The following is a 17,680-nucleotide window of genomic DNA, read 5'->3' on the forward strand; positions in this document are numbered from 1 at the left end:
CGCCTTCAGATCCTGCTTACTGGTCACACCGTGACGGGCGGCGCATTGGCTGGCGGATCGCCGACTGGCGTTTCATTGGGCGGCGGCGTGGATGGCGGCGGCTCCTGCTCGGGCACTGGCTCGGGCAGGGCGGGGTCATCGATGTTCGGATCGGGTACTTCTACAGGGTTGGGTAAGGTCATGGTTGCAGCCTCCTTGTCGACCCTGTTTACGACCGCCCGGCGTGGCCGATGATTCAATTGATTTGCTTCAACCTCATCCGGAGATAAAAAGTCGTCGTGGAACGCTATATTCACGTCTTCTCTTCGGTGCACGTCGAAATTCAATAACTCGTAGTTGCAAGGTTTCAGAATCATGGAGCGTCTCTTTTTGGATGCGCTGACACAAGCTTCTGATTAAGTGTGCTGCAATGCCTTTGCTATCGATGGCTGAAGGCTTGGTAAACGACTCCTCCTACGGGGATTCGGGAATCAGAGCACGCATTCTCTTTAAATATTTCCATTGGCTAATGCCCACCCACGACCACCAAACATCCTCAAAACCTTTGAACTTTACCCTCGTTGACCGCTCGGAACCTAGTCAGCGGAAATAGATGAGTCGCCAGCACAGTGCGATCGTACGCTGCCATACCGTCAATTTTTCCATTGCATGGAATGCACAGGAGCGTCCCTGGGGCGTGAGGAGTGATGCTCGATGAATGAACAGCCATACGGTCCGGATTCCCTGGCCACCGATGTCCCGCAAGCAACCCTTCCGCTGTCACTGACCCAGGCGCTGCAATTACCCCGCATCGTGATCGAAGACACGTTGCCGGTAATCGATGGTGGCTTGTTCGCGGCCAAGGCGATCATCGGGCAACCGGTTACCGTGACCAGCAAGGTCTATGCCGATGGGCACGACAAGATGGCGGTCAATATCCGCTGGCGTGCTGCCGATGAAGAGCACTGGCACAGCGCGCCAATGCGCGAGCTGGGCAATGACAGCTGGGTCGGTGAATTCACCCCGACCTCGGTCAGCCTCCATGTGTTTCGCCTCGAAGCCTGGATCGATCAGTTCGGCAGCTATCGTTATGAGCTGGAGAAGAAGTTCGGCGCCGGCGTTCCTGTCGATCTGGAGCTGGAAGAGGGCCGCATTCATCTGGTGCACGCCGCCGAGCGCAGCCAGAACGAGCAGCGCCAGCAGATCGAAGGCCTGCTGGGCCAGCTTGAACAGGGCGATAAAGACGAGAAAGTCGCGCTGCTGTTGCACAGCGAAACCGCCAGCCTGATGAAGCTGGCCGATAATCAGGCCTTCCTGAGCCGCAGCGTCGAGTTCCCGCTGGATGTCGAGCGTGAGCTGGCGCAGTTTGCCAGCTGGTACGAGCTGTTTCCCCGTTCGATGACCGACGATCCGGCGCGCCACGGCACGTTCAACGACGTCCATTCGCGTCTGCCGATCATTCGCGACATGGGCTTCGACGTGTTGTATTTCCCGCCGATTCATCCTATCGGCCGTGCCCACCGCAAGGGCCCGAACAATTCCCTGACCGCTGGCCCTGATGATCCGGGCAGCCCGTATGCGATCGGCAGCGAGGATGGTGGCCATGAAGCCATCCACCCGCAGCTGGGCAGTCGTGAAGATTTCCGTCATCTGGTAAAAGCCGCAGCCGAGCATGGCCTGGAAATCGCGCTGGATTTCGCCATCCAGTGTTCCCAGGATCACCCGTGGCTCAAGCAGCATCCGGGCTGGTTCTCGTGGCGTCCGGACGGCACGATCCGTTATGCGGAAAACCCGCCGAAGAAGTATCAGGACATCGTCAACGTCGATTTCTACGCACCAGACGCCATCCCCGGCCTGTGGACGGAGTTGCGCGACATCGTTCTGGGCTGGGTCAACGAGGGCGTGAAAATCTTCCGCGTCGACAACCCGCACACCAAACCGCTGCCGTTCTGGCAGTGGATGATCGGCGAAGTGCGCAGTCAGCACCCCGAGGTGATGTTCCTGGCCGAAGCCTTTACCAAGCCGGCAATGATGGCGCGCCTGGGCAAGGTCGGTTACAGCCAGAGTTACACCTATTTCACCTGGCGCAACACCAAGGCGGAGCTGTCCGAGTACTTCACCCAGCTCAACGAAGTGCCTTGGCGCGACTGTTATCGTCCGAATTTCTTCGTCAACACGCCCGACATCAACCCGCGCTTCCTGCATGAGTCCGGTCGTCCCGGGTTTCTGATCCGGGCGGCACTGGCCACCATGGGTTCCGGGCTGTGGGGTATGTATTCCGGGTTCGAGCTGTGCGAAGCGGCCCCTATTCCCGGCAAGGAAGAGTATCTGGACTCGGAGAAGTACCAGATTCGGGTTCGCGATTACGCGGCACCGGGCAACATCATTGCCGAGATCGCGCAGCTCAACCGCATTCGTCGGCAGAACCCTGCGTTGCAAACCCACTTGGGTCTGAAGCTGTACAACGCGTGGAACGACAACATTCTGTACTTCGGCAAGCGCTCGGCGGACGGCAGCAACTTCATTCTGGTTGCCGTCAACCTCGACCCGTACAACGCACAGGAAGCGGATTTCGAGTTGCCGCTGTGGGAAATGGGCCTGCCGGATGACGCCGCTACGTCGGGTGAAGACCTGATGACCGGGCACCGCTGGACCTGGTACGGCAAGTATCAGCACACGCGTCTCGATCCATCCCAACCGTTTGGAATCTGGCGTATCCAGGCTGCGCAATAACACTCCCGAGGAGTCAATAATGGCCAAAAAGCCCGGTGACGCGACATTTATCAAAGACCCGCTCTGGTACAAGGATGCGGTGATTTATCAGGTTCACGTGAAATCGTTCTTTGATTCCAATAACGACGGAATCGGCGATTTCGCGGGCTTGATCGAAAAGCTCGACTACATTGCCGCGCTGGGCGTCAACACCATCTGGTTGTTGCCGTTTTATCCGTCGCCACGCCGGGACGATGGCTACGACATTTCCGAATACCGGGATGTGCACAGCGACTACGGCACCATGGCCGATGCCAAGCGTTTCATCGCCCAGGCACACAAGCGCGGCCTGCGAGTGATCAGCGAGCTGGTCATCAATCATACTTCCGACCAGCATCCCTGGTTCCAGAAAGCCCGCAATGCCAAGCCCGGTTCCAAGGCGCGGGACTTCTATGTGTGGTCGGACACCGATCAGAAGTACGACGGTACGCGGATCATCTTTCTCGATACCGAGACGTCCAACTGGACTTGGGACCCGGTTGCCGGCCAGTACTTCTGGCACCGTTTCTACTCGCACCAGCCGGATCTGAATTTCGACAATCCGCACGTGCTGGATGCGGTTCTGGAAGTCATGCGCTTCTGGCTGGATCTGGGCATCGACGGCTTGCGTCTGGATGCCATTCCGTACCTCATCGAGCGGGACGGGACCAACAACGAGAACCTGCCGGAAACCCATCAGGTGCTCAAGCGCATCCGTGCCGAGATCGACGCGAACTATCCGGACCGCATGCTGCTGGCCGAGGCCAATCAATGGCCAGAAGACACCCAGCTGTATTTTGGTGACAGCAAAGGCCCGGACGGCGATGAATGCCACATGGCCTTTCACTTTCCGTTGATGCCACGCATGTACATGGCGCTGGCCCAGGAAGATCGTTTTCCGATCACCGATATCTTGCGGCAGACGCCGGAGATCCCGGAAAACTGCCAATGGGCGATTTTCCTGCGCAACCACGATGAACTGACCCTGGAAATGGTCACCGATCGTGAGCGTGATTACCTGTGGAATTACTACGCGGCCGACCGCCGTGCACGGATCAACCTGGGCATCCGTCGGCGCCTGGCGCCTTTGGTGGATCGCGACCGTCGCCGGGTCGAGTTGCTCAACAGCATGCTGTTGTCGATGCCCGGCACACCGACGCTGTATTACGGCGACGAGATCGGCATGGGCGATAACATCTACCTGGGCGACCGGGACGGTGTGCGCACACCGATGCAATGGTCCATCGACCGCAACGGCGGTTTTTCGCGCGCCGACCCGGCCAGCCTGGTGTTGCCACCGATCATGGACCCGATGTACGGCTTCCAGTCGGTCAACGTCGAAATCCAGGAGCGTGACCCGCATTCGCTGCTGAACTGGAACCGTCGCATGCTCGCCGTGCGCAAACAGCAGAAGGCATTCGGGCGTGGCACGCTGAAAATGCTCTCGCCGTCGAACCGCCGCATTCTGGCGTATACCCGCGAATACACAGCACCTGACGGACACAGTGAAGTGGTGTTGTGTGTCGCCAACGTTTCCAGCGCCGCTCAGGCTGCAGAGCTTGAGCTGTCTGCCTATGCAGGCACGGTGCCGGTGGAAATGCTCGGCGGCAGCGCATTCCCGCCCATCGGCCAGTTGAGCTACCTGCTGACGCTGCCGCCATACGGCTTTTACTGGTTTTTACTGGCTTCGGAGAATCAAATGCCCAGTTGGCACGTTGAACCCGCGCAGAGCATGCCGGACTTCCCGACTCTGGTGCTCAAGAAGCGTCTGGAAGAGTTGCTCGAAGAGCCACTGCGCAGCACCATGGAAAACACCTCGCTGGCGGTCTACCTGCCCAAACGGCGCTGGTTCGCGGGCAAGGACAAGGCGATCGAGAAGGTCAGCATTGCCTACGCCGTGCGCTTCGGCGAAGAAGCGAATCCGGTGCTGCTCAGCGAAATAGAAGTCACCGCAGGCGGACAGACCGATCGCTATCAATTGCCGTTCGGCTTGCTCGCCGAAGACGACATCAGCAGTGCACTGCCGCAGCAACTGGCGCTCGCCCGAGTGCGTCGCAACCGCGATGTCGGGCTGATCACGGATGCATTTACCCTGGAAACCTTCATCCGCGCAGTGATTCAGGGCATGCAGTCGGATACGGTCATACCCTGTGCCGACGGCGAGTTGCGTTTCGAGCAAAGTTCGCAGCTGGCACCCCTCGGCCTGAACGCCGAGTCGGAAGTGCGCTACCTGTCTGCCGAGCAATCGAACAGTTCGGTGGTGGTCGGCAGCAGCCTGGTGCTCAAGCTGATTCGCAAAGTCAGTGCCGGGACGCACCCAGAGCTGGAAATGGGCGCGTTCCTGACCCGTGCCGGCTTCAAGAACATTTCGCCGCTGCTGGGCTCTCTGGTACGCGTCGGCAAGGACGGTCAGCCCAACCTGCTGATGATCGCTCAGGGCTATCTGAGCAACCAGGGCGATGCGTGGGAGTGGACCCAGAACAATCTCGAGCGTGCGGTACGTGACGAGCTGGCACATGGTGTTTCCGGTCAGGAACAGCATTACAACGCGCTGCTCGAACTCGCGGACTTCTCGCGCAGTCTTGGCCAGCGTCTGGGTGAGATGCACCAGATTCTCGCGTCGCCCACCGACAATGCGGATTTTGCCGTCGAAGTCACCAGCAGCCAGGACAGCAAGGCCTCCGGGGTCAGCGTCAACGCTCAGCTCGAGCGCGCCTTGCAGCTGCTGGAACAGCGCATCGGCGAGCTGGACAAGGACGATCAGCAACTGGTCAACGATCTGCTCGCGCAGCGCAAGCAGATCCGCCAGCGCGTCGAAGGCCTGGCCAAGCGCTCCGCCGGTGGCCTGCGCATTCGTGTGCATGGCGATCTGCATCTGGGGCAAGTACTGGTGGTCAAGGGTGATGCCTACCTGATCGATTTCGAGGGTGAACCGGCCCGCGCACTTGAAGAGCGCCGTGCCAAGCACAGCCCGTTCAAGGATGTCAGCGGTGTCCTGCGGTCCTTTGACTACGCTGCGGCCATGGCTGTACGCAGTGCGCAAAGCGTCGACACGTCTCCCGAGGCAGCCGGCGCGCGCAAACGTGTTGCCGATACCTACCTGGCGCAGGCGCGAGAAACCTTTATCGAGGGTTATCGCTCGGCGACCACCGGCATTGCCCATGCCTGGAAAGATGCGAAAGGGGAGGACGCTGCACTCGAGCTGTTCACCCTTGAAAAAGCTGCTTATGAAGTGATCTACGAAGCCGAGAACCGTCCAGCCTGGCTGGCCGTTCCCTTGCAAGGCTTGCGTGGGTTGCTGCAACCGTCTGATGGAGAGTCAATATGAATGCGCCTGACAAAACCGGCACGCGCCGCCGCGCGATTCCCGCTGCTGTGGACCTCGACGCGCTGATCCGTGCTGAACACCGTGACCCGTTCTCTATCCTCGGCCCGCATGGCGATGGCGGCAGCGGGCAGTTCGTTCGCGCCTATCTGCCCGCAGCCTTGAGTGTCCGCCTGCTGGCCAGGGATGACGGTCGTGAACTGGGCGAGATGGAAATGAGCGAAGTGCCGGGGTTTTTCGTCGGCCACCTCGAACACCCGCAGCCTTACCTGCTGAAAATCAATTGGGCTGGCGGTGAACAGATCACCGAAGACCCTTACAGCTTTGGCCCGCTGCTGGGCGAGATGGACCTTTACCTGTTTGCCGAGGGTAATCATCGCGACCTGAGCAGCTGTCTGGGCGCGCAAGTCACCAGCGTCGATGGCGTGGACGGTGTGCGTTTTGCGGTCTGGGCACCCAATGCGCGTCGTGTTTCGGTGGTTGGCAGCTTCAACAGTTGGGATGGCCGGCGCCATCCGATGCGCATGCGCCACCCGACCGGCGTATGGGAGATTTTCGTCCCGCGTCTGCAGCCCGGCGAGGTCTATAAGTACGAGATTCTCGGTGCTAACGGGATTCTGCCGTTGAAAAGCGATCCGATGGCCTTGTCCACAACATTGCCGCCCGATACCGCGTCGAAGATCGCTGCGCCATTGCAATTCGAATGGAATGACCAGGAGTGGCTGCAGTCGAGGGCAGGGCGCCACGAAGTCACTGCACCGCTGTCGATCTACGAGTTGCACGCAGGCTCCTGGCAAATGGAGCAGGTCGAAGACAATCAATGGCGGCAGTACAACTGGCGTGAACTGGCTGATCGCCTGATTCCTTACGTCAAGGAACTTGGCTTCACGCACATCGAACTGATGCCGATCATGGAACACCCATTCGGTGGTTCATGGGGCTATCAGTTGCTGGCCCAGTTCGCGCCAACTGCCCGTTACGGTTCGCCGGAAGATTTCGCCTTCTTCGTCGATGCCTGTCACCGGGCTGAAATCGGCGTCATTCTTGACTGGGTTCCAGCGCATTTTCCGACCGATACCCATGGTCTGGCGCAGTTCGACGGTACTTGCCTGTATGAGTACGCGGACCCGAAGGAAGGCTTCCATCAGGACTGGAACACCCTGATCTACAACCTGGGACGCACCGAGGTTCATGGTTTCATGCTGGCCTCGGCACTGCACTGGCTCAAGCATTACCACATCGACGGTCTGCGCGTGGATGCGGTGGCGTCGATGCTGTATCGCGACTATTCGCGTAATGCTGGCGAATGGGTGACGAATCGCTTCGGCGGTCGCGAAAACCTCGAGGCCATCGACTTCCTGCGTCATTTGAACGACGTGGTTGCACTGGAAGCCCCTGGGACCATGGTGATTGCCGAAGAGTCGACCGCCTGGCCGGGTGTCAGCGAGCCGACCCAGCAGGGCGGGCTTGGCTTCAATTACAAGTGGAACATGGGCTGGATGCATGACTCGCTGCAGTACATGGAAGAGGACCCGATCAACCGCGGGCATCACCATGGCAAGCTGAGCTTCAGCCTGGTGTATGCGTGGTCCGAGCGTTTCGTACTGCCTATTTCCCACGACGAAGTGGTGCACGGCAAACATTCGCTGATCGACAAGATGCCAGGCGATCGCTGGCAGAAATTCGCCAACCTGCGCGCCTATCTGTCATTCATGTGGACGCATCCCGGCAAGAAGCTGCTGTTCATGGGCTGCGAATTCGGCCAATGGCGCGAGTGGAATCACGACAGGGAACTGGACTGGTACTTGATGCAATACGCCGAGCACGTGGGCGTGAAGAACCTTGTCGGCGACCTGAACCGCCTCTATCGCGAGGAAAAGGCGCTGCACGAGCGCGATGCAGACCCTGCCGGCTTCCAGTGGCTGGTCGGCGATGACAGTGCCAACAGCGTGTTTGCGTACCTGCGCTGGAGCAACGACGGCGAACCGCTGCTGGTGGTCGCCAACATGACCCCGGTGCCGCGCCTGGACTACCGTCTTGGCGCGCCGATGCGAGGTGCCTGGACGGAGCTGCTCAACAGTGACGCGGAAACCTACGCGGGCTCCAACTTTGGCAATGGTGGCGAGGTCATGACCGAAGCCGAGCCGGCGCATGGGATGGAGGATTCGCTGGTGCTGAATCTGCCACCCCTCGCGGTGCTGATCCTCAAACCGAAGAAACACTGATCAAGGCGCGTCCCCGCGCCAACGATCGCATTACCACACCAGCCTGAACCCCAGGCTGGTGTTCACTCCCTGCGCTCCGTCGTCGTCCAGATCACTGAGATAATCAGCGCTCCAGTGCAGACTGGCGCTGCTGCTCAATGTGGCTACCATCCCTGCGCCAATACTGCCCGTCGTTGATCGGTGCGCTGTTCTTATCTGCTCTGCGTGATCAAAGGTCAGCGTGTCATGGCCGTCTTTGGTGTGCCAGAGGTTGGCGCGCAGATAAGGCTCTAACGGTACGCCGCTCACTTGATAGTGTCCCTTGAAGCGCAGGCCGATTCGCCCTGTGGTGTAAGCCTGGCTATCGAACCTCAGATGGGCAATGCCGTCATGCTGGTCCTGCAGGTCAACGCGTTGGTAGATGATCTGTACCTGAGGCTCTGCAACCCAGCGCTGTGAGAGCGGCAGCGGGTAACCTGCCTCGACAGACAGGCTGATGACGCGGCCCTCAGTATCGACGCCTACGCCTCTGACAGAACGGCTGCGACCGTCCAGGCGGGTGCCCATCGCCACTGCGTCGACATATCCGCCACTCGGCGTGGTCAGCGTCCAGTAGGCGCCCAGGCTCTCGCCCTGCAGTTTCAGACGCCCTGTTTCGTAGTCGCTGAAACCTTCTGCAAAACCCTTCACTCTGCCGTCCAGACGGTTATGCGCGACGAACAGGCCGACACGCTGAGTCTGCCCACCGTTCTGTTGCCAGGCATACAGGTCATGGCCTATCTGATAACCCTTGAATGAAGCGTCCAGGCCAGGACTCACGTCGCCCGACCAGCGTTGCCTGAAGTCACTGCCGAACACGCGTGCCCAACCTGCCGACGTCGTGCCGTTTTGGGTCAGCAAGGCTTGATCCCCCTGACGCTCATGAAAGGTGCCCAGTGAGCTCAGGGCCAGGACCGCAGCGGTGGGAGCCACCACGGAGTAGTTGGCGACCTCGGGCCGGTACAGCGCGATGGGTGCGGCTCCGCGAACGGGTTCCGGCAGCGGCGGGGTTCCAATGGCAGGCACCGGCAGTGTGGCTGCTGGCGTGACAGGGGGCGGGCTGTTCGGCTCAGGCTCAGGGTCTGGAGGTGGGGCAGGTACAGGTTGCGGTGTTGGTGCAGGTTCTGGAGCAGGCACAGGCTGTGGTGTCGGTGTCGGTGTCGGTGTCGGTGTCGGCTCAGGAACAGGAACAGGAACAGGTTCTGGTTCTGGTTCTGGTTCTGGTTCTGGTTCTGGTTCAGGCTCAGGAGCAGGTGCGGGCAGCGGCGTTGGCTGTGCAGGTTCCGGGGCGGGCTCGACAGGGGGCGGCGCTGGCGTTGGCGGGGCAATCACCGCAGAGCGCAGAAACCAGCTGTTCTCAGAGCCGGCAGTAGCGCCGCCCTTGAACAGGTAATACTGATAAGCGCCTGCAGACAGCGGACTTTGCAACGAAAAGGCGCCGCTTTCGCTGGTTGCACCGTTGATGGCTTTTACCACTTCGATGCCATTGCCACGGGTCAGGGCGCCCAGCCCACCCGAGTTGCTGACGAGCATGCGCGTAGACCCACTGATACGCCCTTGTGCTACCACCAGTCGGTCGCTGGCGGATGCATCATCGCCCAGTGTCGAGAGCAACAGCAGTCGTCCGTTCTGGCCGGTGTAATTGCCGGTCACCGTCAATGTGCCAGTGAGCGAGCGGCCTGCATCGCTTAGATCCAGCGTTCCGGCATTCTGCAGTGAGGCGAGGGATCCGGCGCTGAAGGGGACAACACTGCCCGAGGTCGAGATCAGCCTGCTGCTGGAGTCTATGTCCAGAACGCCGGTGTCAGTCAGGCTGTCGCCGAGCACCAGCGTGCCGGCCAGATTCAGCTGCGAGCCATTGCTCACATTGACCGTTTCCCAGTTGGCGTAGCGACCCGGCTGTGATGATACGGTGTCGTCGAAGGTCAACGCGTCGTTGCCAGGGCCGCCGTCGAGCAGCGGGTTGGCGCTCAGGTAGTATTCGCTCAGGTTGTACAGGCGTGCCGTATCGTTGCCGTCGGCCATCAATACGTTGCTGCGTGCGTAACCGCCGTTCAGCCAGTTGAAAGTGTCATTGCCAACGCTGGTGCGAACTTCGCCGCGGATCTCGCCGCCACTGAGGGTGATCTGGTCGTCGCCGCCACTGACGCTGACGTTGCCGCCAACAATGCCACCCGACAAGGTGATGGTGTCCCGGCCAAAGCCGGTGACCAGGTTGTTGATGATAGTGCCACCAGACATTTCGAATACATTGTTGTCCAGCTTCATGTCCACGCGACCGATGCTGCCACCGGTCATCACCGCGACGTCGCCATCCTCGAACGCGCGGGTGATGGTGCCGCCCGTCATGAGAAAGGTATCGCGTCCGTCACCCTGGGCCAGAGAGCCAAGCGTGCCGCCGCCCATGACAAAATCGTCGGGATCATCGCCCTGGTTCAGATCGCCGCTGACCTCGCCCGTGGAGAGCGTGAAGCGGTCGATACCGGCCCCTTGAGTAACGTTGCCCAGAATGCGCCCCGACTGCATGTCCACGCTGTCCATTCCCGGACCGAACAGGATATTGCCGGACACGGTGCCCGTTCCGCCGACCGGAAAGATCAGCACGTGGTCACCGCTCGGCGCGCTAAACGGCCCGCTGCTGCCGCTGTTGCAGACCTGAACGCCTGCCGATGCCAGGGAGGAAAGGCTGCAGGCGCCCTCGGCCCAGGACGGGATGATTGCCAGTATTACCACGGGCAGCACATTGCAGGTCTGGTACAGATGAACGCAACGGATTTTCATGACAGCACTCCCGTCCAGGCAGGCAGCAGGGAGGCAATCGAGAGGGATCGAAGCGCCAGACTGCTACGCAAAGCGGCGTCACACCAAGGCGGGTGAAGATCGCTTTGCAAGCCTGTTTCGAGGCTCGCAGTATCAAGTCAAGAAGTCGTTGCCGGATGCGTCAAGAAGTTGACCGACCGATGGCAGGATTTAAGCGTTATCTGCTAACTATTGGAACTACAGGAGAAAAGCTTATGCAGCAAAGCCACTGTTGAGGACCCTTCACCCGAGTTGAGTGGCGCGCCGCGACAACCAGATTGTCAGGGCCAGCGCGCAAACCGATAGCAGGGCGGCGTAGAAAAATATCCAGTCATAGCCCTGGCCCAAGGCAATTGCGCCCATCACCGGACCCGCGATTGCCAGTGCCAGATCGAAGAACACCGCATAGGCGCTCAGGCCTGCGCCGCGGCTAGGGGTGGGCACGCACTTGATAGCCTCTACGCCGAGCGCCGGGTAGACCAGCGACAGCCCCACGCCGGTCAGTGCGGCGCCTGCGAGGGCAACGCTGCTGCTTGGGGAAAGCCAGAGCATCAACAGCCCGCAGATTTCTACCGCCATGCACACAATGGCCGCGTTGTAGCCGCCCAGTCGATTGATGGCGCCGATGAACAGCAGGCGGGCGAGGATAAAGCACACACCAAACATGCTCAGGCAATAGGCCGCACCTTCCCAGCCCCGATTCAGATAGAACAGGGTGATGAAGGTGGTCAGTGTGCCGTAGCCGATCGACGAGAGCGTCAGGCCCAGACCGTAGGGTGCGATGCGGCCGAACACCGACCAGTAGGGCAGGCGCTCACCGACAATGATGGGTACGGATGGTTTGTCGCGAATCAGCCTCAGTGCCAGCCCCGCCATCACCATCAGGGCAATACCCAGGCTGTTGAAGCCAATGCTATCGATGACCACGACGCCCAGCGGCGCACCGATGGCAATCGCACCATAGGACGCAATGCCGTTCCACGAGATTGAACGGGCGGTATGCTCCGTGCCGACCTTGCCGATGCACCAATTAATGGTGCCTACCCCGATAAGCCCCTGAGAGACGCCAAGGAACAGCCGGGCAACGATGAGAATCGACAGGCTCAGCGTGGCAAATTCGTGCAGCAGTGTGGCCAGCAAGGTCATGCTGCCGCTGATGACGATGCCCCAGAGCCCGAACACGATGGAACGCTTGCTGCCCAGCGTGTCTGTCGCGCGGCCGGCGAAGGGCCGGCTGAGCAGGGTGGCGAGGTATTGCGAGGCGATGGTCAGGCCGGCAATCAGCGGGCTGAAACCCAACTGGTCATGAACGTAGCCGGGCAATACCGCAATAGGCAGTCCGATACACAGGAAGGCGATGAACGTGTAGAAGACGATGGAGACGATCTGCAGGGTAATCGTCATGGAACCGGGGTGTGCGGCAGGCATTGGGCTCTTCGCTGGCGGGCGGTGGGAGTGCCTCATCATGGCCTGCGTCGTGGATAAATGAAAGCAGGCTAACGGTATTATGCGGGTTGGTTATCAGGCAGTTGCCGTTGTGAAGATATGCTCATAGGATGACTGATCACATCACAATAATAAAAAGGTTGTTCATGAAAAATATTCTGTTGCTGGCCGCTGCAGTCGGTTGTTCATTCGGCCTGAGCGCCCAGGCAGCCACCTTCGCCTATATCTCCAGCCCTACCGATGGGCTCATCTCTCAATACCGTCTCGATGAGCAGAGCGGGGCGCTCAGCCTGGTCGAGCAAACCAGGGCGGGTGATCAGGTCAATCCGATGGCCATCACGCCGGATGGCAAAGCGTTATTCGCGGCGTTGCGCGCCAAACCGTATCAAGTGCTGAGTTTCAGCATCGAACCTGGAACGGGGCACCTCAAGCCGCTGAGTCAGGCACCGCTGGCCGAGAGTCTGGCCTACCTGTCTACCGATCGCAGCGGACGCTTCCTGTTCGGCGCGTCCTATGGTGCCGACTTGCTCAGCGTCCAGCCCATCGACACGCAGCACCGCCCGAGCGACAGCATTCAGACTTACAAGACCGGCATGCACGCGCATTCGGTGCGCACCGATCCGAGCAACCGGTTTGTGTACGCTGGCAACCTGGGCGTCGATCGTGTGCTGCAATACCGACTGGAGCCCAAGGACGGAAAGCTCGTCCCCATCGGCGAGGGCTATGTCGCCGTTCCCGACAATACCGGCCCGCGCCACCTGGCCTTTTCGTCCGACGGCAAGTTTCTGTATGTCGTCGGTGAAATGAGTGGCACCGTCACTGCCTTCGCGATCAATCAGAAAACCGGTGCGTTGAAGCAGACCAGTCAGGCAGACGGCATTCCCAAGCGCTTGAACCTGGCGCCGGGACAAGCCCGTGATGCGCGCAACAATGATCTGAAGGATGATCCGACGCCGCGTATCTGGGCTGCGGACATTCGTATCGCGCCGAACGGCAAATGGCTGTTCATCAGTGAACGCACCACCAGCAGCGTGTCGGTGTTCAAGGTTGAGCCCGCCAATGGCAACGTGACGTTCGTTGAAAATTACCCCGTTCAGGAAAAGCAGCCCCGCAACATCGCGGTGTCACCCAATGGGCGCTGGTTGTTGGTCTGTGGCGAGAAAAGCGACAAGGTGGGCAGTTACGCCATAGGCGAGAAGGGTGCCTTGCAACGGGTCGGCGAAGCGCCCTCGGGCAAGGGTGCGCTGTGGATTGAAATGCTCAGCCAGTCGAGCGAATAAGCGCGCTGAAACTAAAAAGCCCTGTCATATGACAGGGCTTTTTGCTGTTGCGGGCTGGCAGGCTTAGAACGTAACGCCCTGGCTGCGCAGGTAGTCGTCATAGGTGCCGCTGAAATCGACCACGCCACTTGGGCTGAGTTCGATGATGCGGGTTGCCAGCGAGGACACGAACTCGCGGTCGTGACTGACGAAAATCAGTGTGCCTGGATAGTTTTCCAGCGCCAGGTTCAACGACTCGATGGATTCCATGTCGAGGTGGTTGGTCGGTTCGTCCATCACCAGCACGTTGGGCTTTTGCAGGATCAGCTTGCCGAACAGCATGCGGCCCTGTTCACCACCGGAAATCACCTTCACCGACTTGAGGATCTCGTCGTTGGAGAACAGCATGCGGCCCAGGGTGCCACGCACCATTTGCTCGCCGCCCTGGGTCCATTGACCCATCCAGTCGAACAGGGTGGAGTCATCCTCGAAATCGTGAGCATGATCCTGAGCGTAGTAGCCGATTTCCGCCGCATCGGTCCACTTGACCGTGCCCGCATCCGGTTGCAACTCGTCGACCAGGGTGCGCAACAGGGTGGTCTTGCCGATGCCGTTCGGGCCGATGATAGCCACACGTTCGCCGGCTTCGACCTGGAAGCTGAAGTCCTTGAACAGAGTCTTGCCGTCGAAGCCTTTGGCCATGCGATCGACGATGACTGCCTGGCGGTGCAGTTTCTTGGTCTGCTCGAAACGAATGAACGGGCTGACACGGCTGGATGGCTTGACCTCGGCCAGCTGGATCTTGTCGATTGCCTTGGCTCGGGACGTGGCCTGCTTGGCTTTCGAGGCGTTGGCCGAGAAGCGGCTGACGAACGATTGCAGTTCGGAAATCTGTGCTTTCTTCTTGGCGTTGTCGGACAGCAGCTGCTCGCGGGACTGGGTCGCCACGGTCATGTACTCGTCATAGTTGCCCGGGAACAGGCGCAACTCGCCGTAATCCAGGTCAGCCATGTGCGTGCACACGCTGTTCAGGAAGTGACGGTCGTGGGAGATGATGATCATCAGGCTGTTACGCTGGGTCAGGATGTTTTCCAGCCAGCGAATGGTGTTGATGTCCAGGTGGTTGGTCGGTTCGTCGAGCAGCAGCACTTCCGGATCGGAGAACAGTGCCTGCGCCAGCAGAACGCGCAGCTTCCAGCCCGGCGAGACTTCGCTCATCGGACCGTTGTGCTGTTCGATGCCGATACCCAGGCCCAGCAGCAGTTCACCGGCGCGGGATTCGGCGGTATAACCGTCCATTTCCGCAAACTCGGTTTCCAGCTCGGCAACGGCCATGCCGTCGTCTTCACTCATTTCCGGCAGCGAATAGATGCGGTCGCGCTCGGCCTTGACCTTCCACAGCTCTTCGTGACCCATGATCACGGTGTCGAGCACGGTGAACTCTTCATAGGCGAACTGATCCTGGCGCAGCTTACCCAGACGCACGTTCGGCTCCAGCATCACCTGCCCACCCGAAGGCTCGAGGTCGCCACCGAGGATTTTCATGAACGTGGACTTGCCGCAGCCGTTCGCGCCAATCAGGCCGTAACGGTTACCGGCGCCAAACTTGACCGAGACATTCTCGAACAAGGGTTTGGGGCCGAACTGCATCGTGATGTTAGCTGTGGAGATCAATTACTTTACCTATCAATAACGTGGGCAATAACCGGGGGAGCGCTGGCGTCAGCAGGTGTGGTGTTCAGGACCCCACCGAGGCTGTTCAGTCCGCTCCGTCCGAGCATGAGCTGACCCAACGGGCATACGTCTACAGCAACGGCAGCCTGCCATGACTGCGTTGCCGGGATATGAATGTGGGGGTTCACGCCAGACATTGGCGCGCATTGTCGCATAGGTCGGGCGGCAGTGACATGGTGGTCGGCAGAGGATTACCGAGTTTAACGGGGCGGGGCAGGGCTGGCGCCTGTTTCAGCACCCTTCGCCGAGGGCAAGTGCGTATGCCTGAGACAAGCAGGCTGCGTTGCTGGCAGTACTCTTTGATGGCGAAATACTATTATTGAAGTGCGCAACTGACTTTGTGGCGAACTTCATCAAGGCTCAACTTGGGAATGACCTCATGCGGTACTCGCGAGCTGTCCGAGACATTGAATACCTGGAAGTCGCTCCCGACGACCTGTTTCGACATCAGCTCCAGTGAAGGAAGAATTCTGGATTCGTAATGCTGGTCCAGACCGCAGGGTGAGCAATTGTCGCTGGAGGACTCATAGAATCGGCCCACGGACTGATTCATATCGAAACCGACCAGAAAGACGTTATCGAAACCAAGGTGATAAGACAGTTGCAGCGCCAGATACATGACAGTACGTGCGTCGAAAAAACCAAGTTCCAGATTCTTGCTGAAACCGATATCCCGGCTTCTGCTACTCCATAACGAGCGCTTTCTGACCAGTGCATCTTCTCGCGAGCATAGCGCCGCCATCGTCGATAATCTCGGCGATTTCTTCAGTGCATAAGCGCGTCCGGAAGGTCTGGGGATGTCGCCGCGAAACTGATCTTCCCAGAGGCCTACGTTCTCGCTGGAGCGCATGGCAGCGGCGAACAGCTCAGGTTGCTGGTTGGGGAAATCCCTGTCGGAGCACACGTAGAACAACGGCTTTATGTTCGTGCCTGCGAACATCGAGAACGCGCCGTTCATGGTAATCATGGGGATGCGCGAGAACTCTTCGATCGGGAAATCCTTTGCTGATTTCCCGGAGCCAATCAGGAAGACCGGCCCTTTTTTAGTGCCCTTGCATTGGCTGAAATCAAGCACGCGCGTCGGTTCAGGCATGTGCTTGTCAACAGCATTGCGTACGTAGCGCGTCGAATGAATTGATTGACTAGTCATGACAACCTTGTAAGCACTCGTGGCAAATTAGTTAGGGCATTTCACGGGCAACATTATCGGCTGGTGGCTATTAATTCAATATTTATGAATCTCAAAAGAGTATCACACTGGAAACAACAGGCTACATAGCGCGGGCGCTGATTCAGGAAATGCGCTATTCACTAGATGGTTTTCGCATGCAAGGTCAGATAGGTGATATTGATTTAATATTGATTGGCCACTACTTGATGGCAGCTGGACAGGTTGCTGTTCACAGTCAAAGCTTGGCTAATTGGATGCATGACGATCAGCCATAAACAGGTATCAAGGGCGATACATGTGCGCGGGTCAAGTTGGACGAATTCATTCACAGGAGGGTTTTTCTGCAAGGCCCGGTGATCACCGGGCCTGCCATTTCTGGTGCGTGTTGACGGTTAGTCGGATTTCCTTTCCTGCTTCTTCCTCCTGAACCAGCTTCCCAGCGCGTGGAAAGGGTGAATGAACATCGCAATCGCTCCAAGCAGAAAGACGATGGAGACAAGGATCAGACCCAGGCCCTCGTGTGCAAACATAGTGATTGACTCCTGTTGTCACTTTGTCGGTCCGTTGAAGACTAGCCGCTGAAACGTTTCACCTCATGAAGAAATGTTAAGGAACTTTCCTGGAAAGGCTTCAAGAGGCAACTCTGCGCCGGGCAGACCCTCGCGCGGTTTAGCGCAGACGCCCGGTTTTGCTCCGCCAAACCAGTCGGTATGAGCGTTGGCCCTGCCGGATGAGGTTTTGATGCTGCGTGCAATATTTATCTGCAACCGGGTTCGGCAGGCCTCTTTCTGCTCGTCGAAGGCCTCGCGCTGCGTAACGTTTGCACCGCCCATCACCCAAAACCCTCAAGCGCCAGGTGGCATTCCTACAAGTATCTTCAGTGCTGTCGCGGAACTAGATGAGGCGACGACGAGACTATAAGCACGCTCGCGTTCAGCAGGCGTGGCCTGTGAGCGTGCATTCTTATGATCCC

Annotated in this window: 10 protein-coding genes; 4 read left to right on the forward strand and 6 right to left on the reverse strand. The window is 59.1% G+C overall.

Annotated features, from left to right (window positions below; genetic code table 11):
• Positions 1-23: 23 nt before the first annotated feature.
• Positions 24-356, reverse strand: coding sequence for a hypothetical protein (locus AC54XV_RS13200; protein WP_011267718.1), 333 nt, complete (start codon positions 354-356; stop codon positions 24-26).
• A gap of 337 nt (positions 357-693) precedes the next feature.
• Between AC54XV_RS13200 and AC54XV_RS13205 the strand changes: the two genes are divergently transcribed.
• From AC54XV_RS13205 to glgB, 3 genes are read left to right on the forward strand one after another with little or no spacing between them, the layout of a single operon-like run.
• The gene (locus AC54XV_RS13205) at positions 694-2,712 is read left to right on the forward strand and encodes an alpha-1,4-glucan--maltose-1-phosphate maltosyltransferase (protein ID WP_024659654.1); all 2,019 of its coding nucleotides are present in this window, start codon (positions 694-696) and stop codon (positions 2,710-2,712) included.
• 19 nt (positions 2,713-2,731) lie between these two features.
• Positions 2,732-6,058, forward strand: coding sequence for a maltose alpha-D-glucosyltransferase (treS, locus tag AC54XV_RS13210; RefSeq protein WP_011267720.1), 3,327 nt, complete (start codon positions 2,732-2,734; stop codon positions 6,056-6,058).
• Positions 6,055-8,280, forward strand: a complete 2,226-nt coding sequence (glgB, locus tag AC54XV_RS13215) for a 1,4-alpha-glucan branching protein GlgB (RefSeq protein ID WP_032653535.1) — start codon at positions 6,055-6,057, stop codon at positions 8,278-8,280. The genes treS and glgB overlap by 4 nt, the downstream gene beginning before the upstream one ends.
• Positions 8,281-8,310: 30 nt before the next feature.
• Here glgB and AC54XV_RS13220 read toward each other — a convergent pair whose 3' ends face one another.
• Together AC54XV_RS13220 and AC54XV_RS13225 are read right to left on the reverse strand one after the other, a co-directional pair.
• The gene (locus AC54XV_RS13220) at positions 8,311-11,079 is read right to left on the reverse strand and encodes an autotransporter family protein (RefSeq protein ID WP_496718866.1); all 2,769 of its coding nucleotides are present in this window, start codon (positions 11,077-11,079) and stop codon (positions 8,311-8,313) included.
• Between the two features lie 261 nt (positions 11,080-11,340).
• Positions 11,341-12,525, reverse strand: coding sequence for an MFS transporter (locus tag AC54XV_RS13225; RefSeq protein ID WP_058398598.1), 1,185 nt, complete (start codon positions 12,523-12,525; stop codon positions 11,341-11,343).
• Between the two features lie 164 nt (positions 12,526-12,689).
• On the opposite strand from AC54XV_RS13225, the gene AC54XV_RS13230 reads away from it, so the two are divergent.
• Positions 12,690-13,823: a lactonase family protein gene (locus AC54XV_RS13230; protein ID WP_058398599.1), complete on the forward strand. Its 1,134-nt coding sequence runs from the start codon at positions 12,690-12,692 to the stop codon at positions 13,821-13,823.
• Between the two features lie 63 nt (positions 13,824-13,886).
• Here the strand turns inward: AC54XV_RS13230 and AC54XV_RS13235 are convergent, their stop codons facing one another.
• From AC54XV_RS13235 to AC54XV_RS13245, 3 genes are all read right to left on the reverse strand, one after another.
• Positions 13,887-15,476: an ABC-F family ATPase gene (locus tag AC54XV_RS13235; protein WP_024638776.1), complete on the reverse strand. Its 1,590-nt coding sequence runs from the start codon at positions 15,474-15,476 to the stop codon at positions 13,887-13,889.
• Between the two features lie 376 nt (positions 15,477-15,852).
• Positions 15,853-16,686, reverse strand: coding sequence for a WaaZ-like lipopolysaccharide core biosynthesis protein (locus tag AC54XV_RS13240; RefSeq protein ID WP_024638775.1), 834 nt, complete (start codon positions 16,684-16,686; stop codon positions 15,853-15,855).
• 614 nt (positions 16,687-17,300) lie between these two features.
• Positions 17,301-17,540 (reverse strand): hypothetical protein, encoded by a 240-nt coding sequence (locus tag AC54XV_RS13245; RefSeq protein ID WP_024638774.1) that lies wholly within the window; start codon positions 17,538-17,540, stop codon positions 17,301-17,303.
• Positions 17,541-17,680: the final 140 nt, after the last annotated feature.

Source organism: Pseudomonas fragariae (ex Marin et al. 2024) (genome assembly GCF_059621105.1).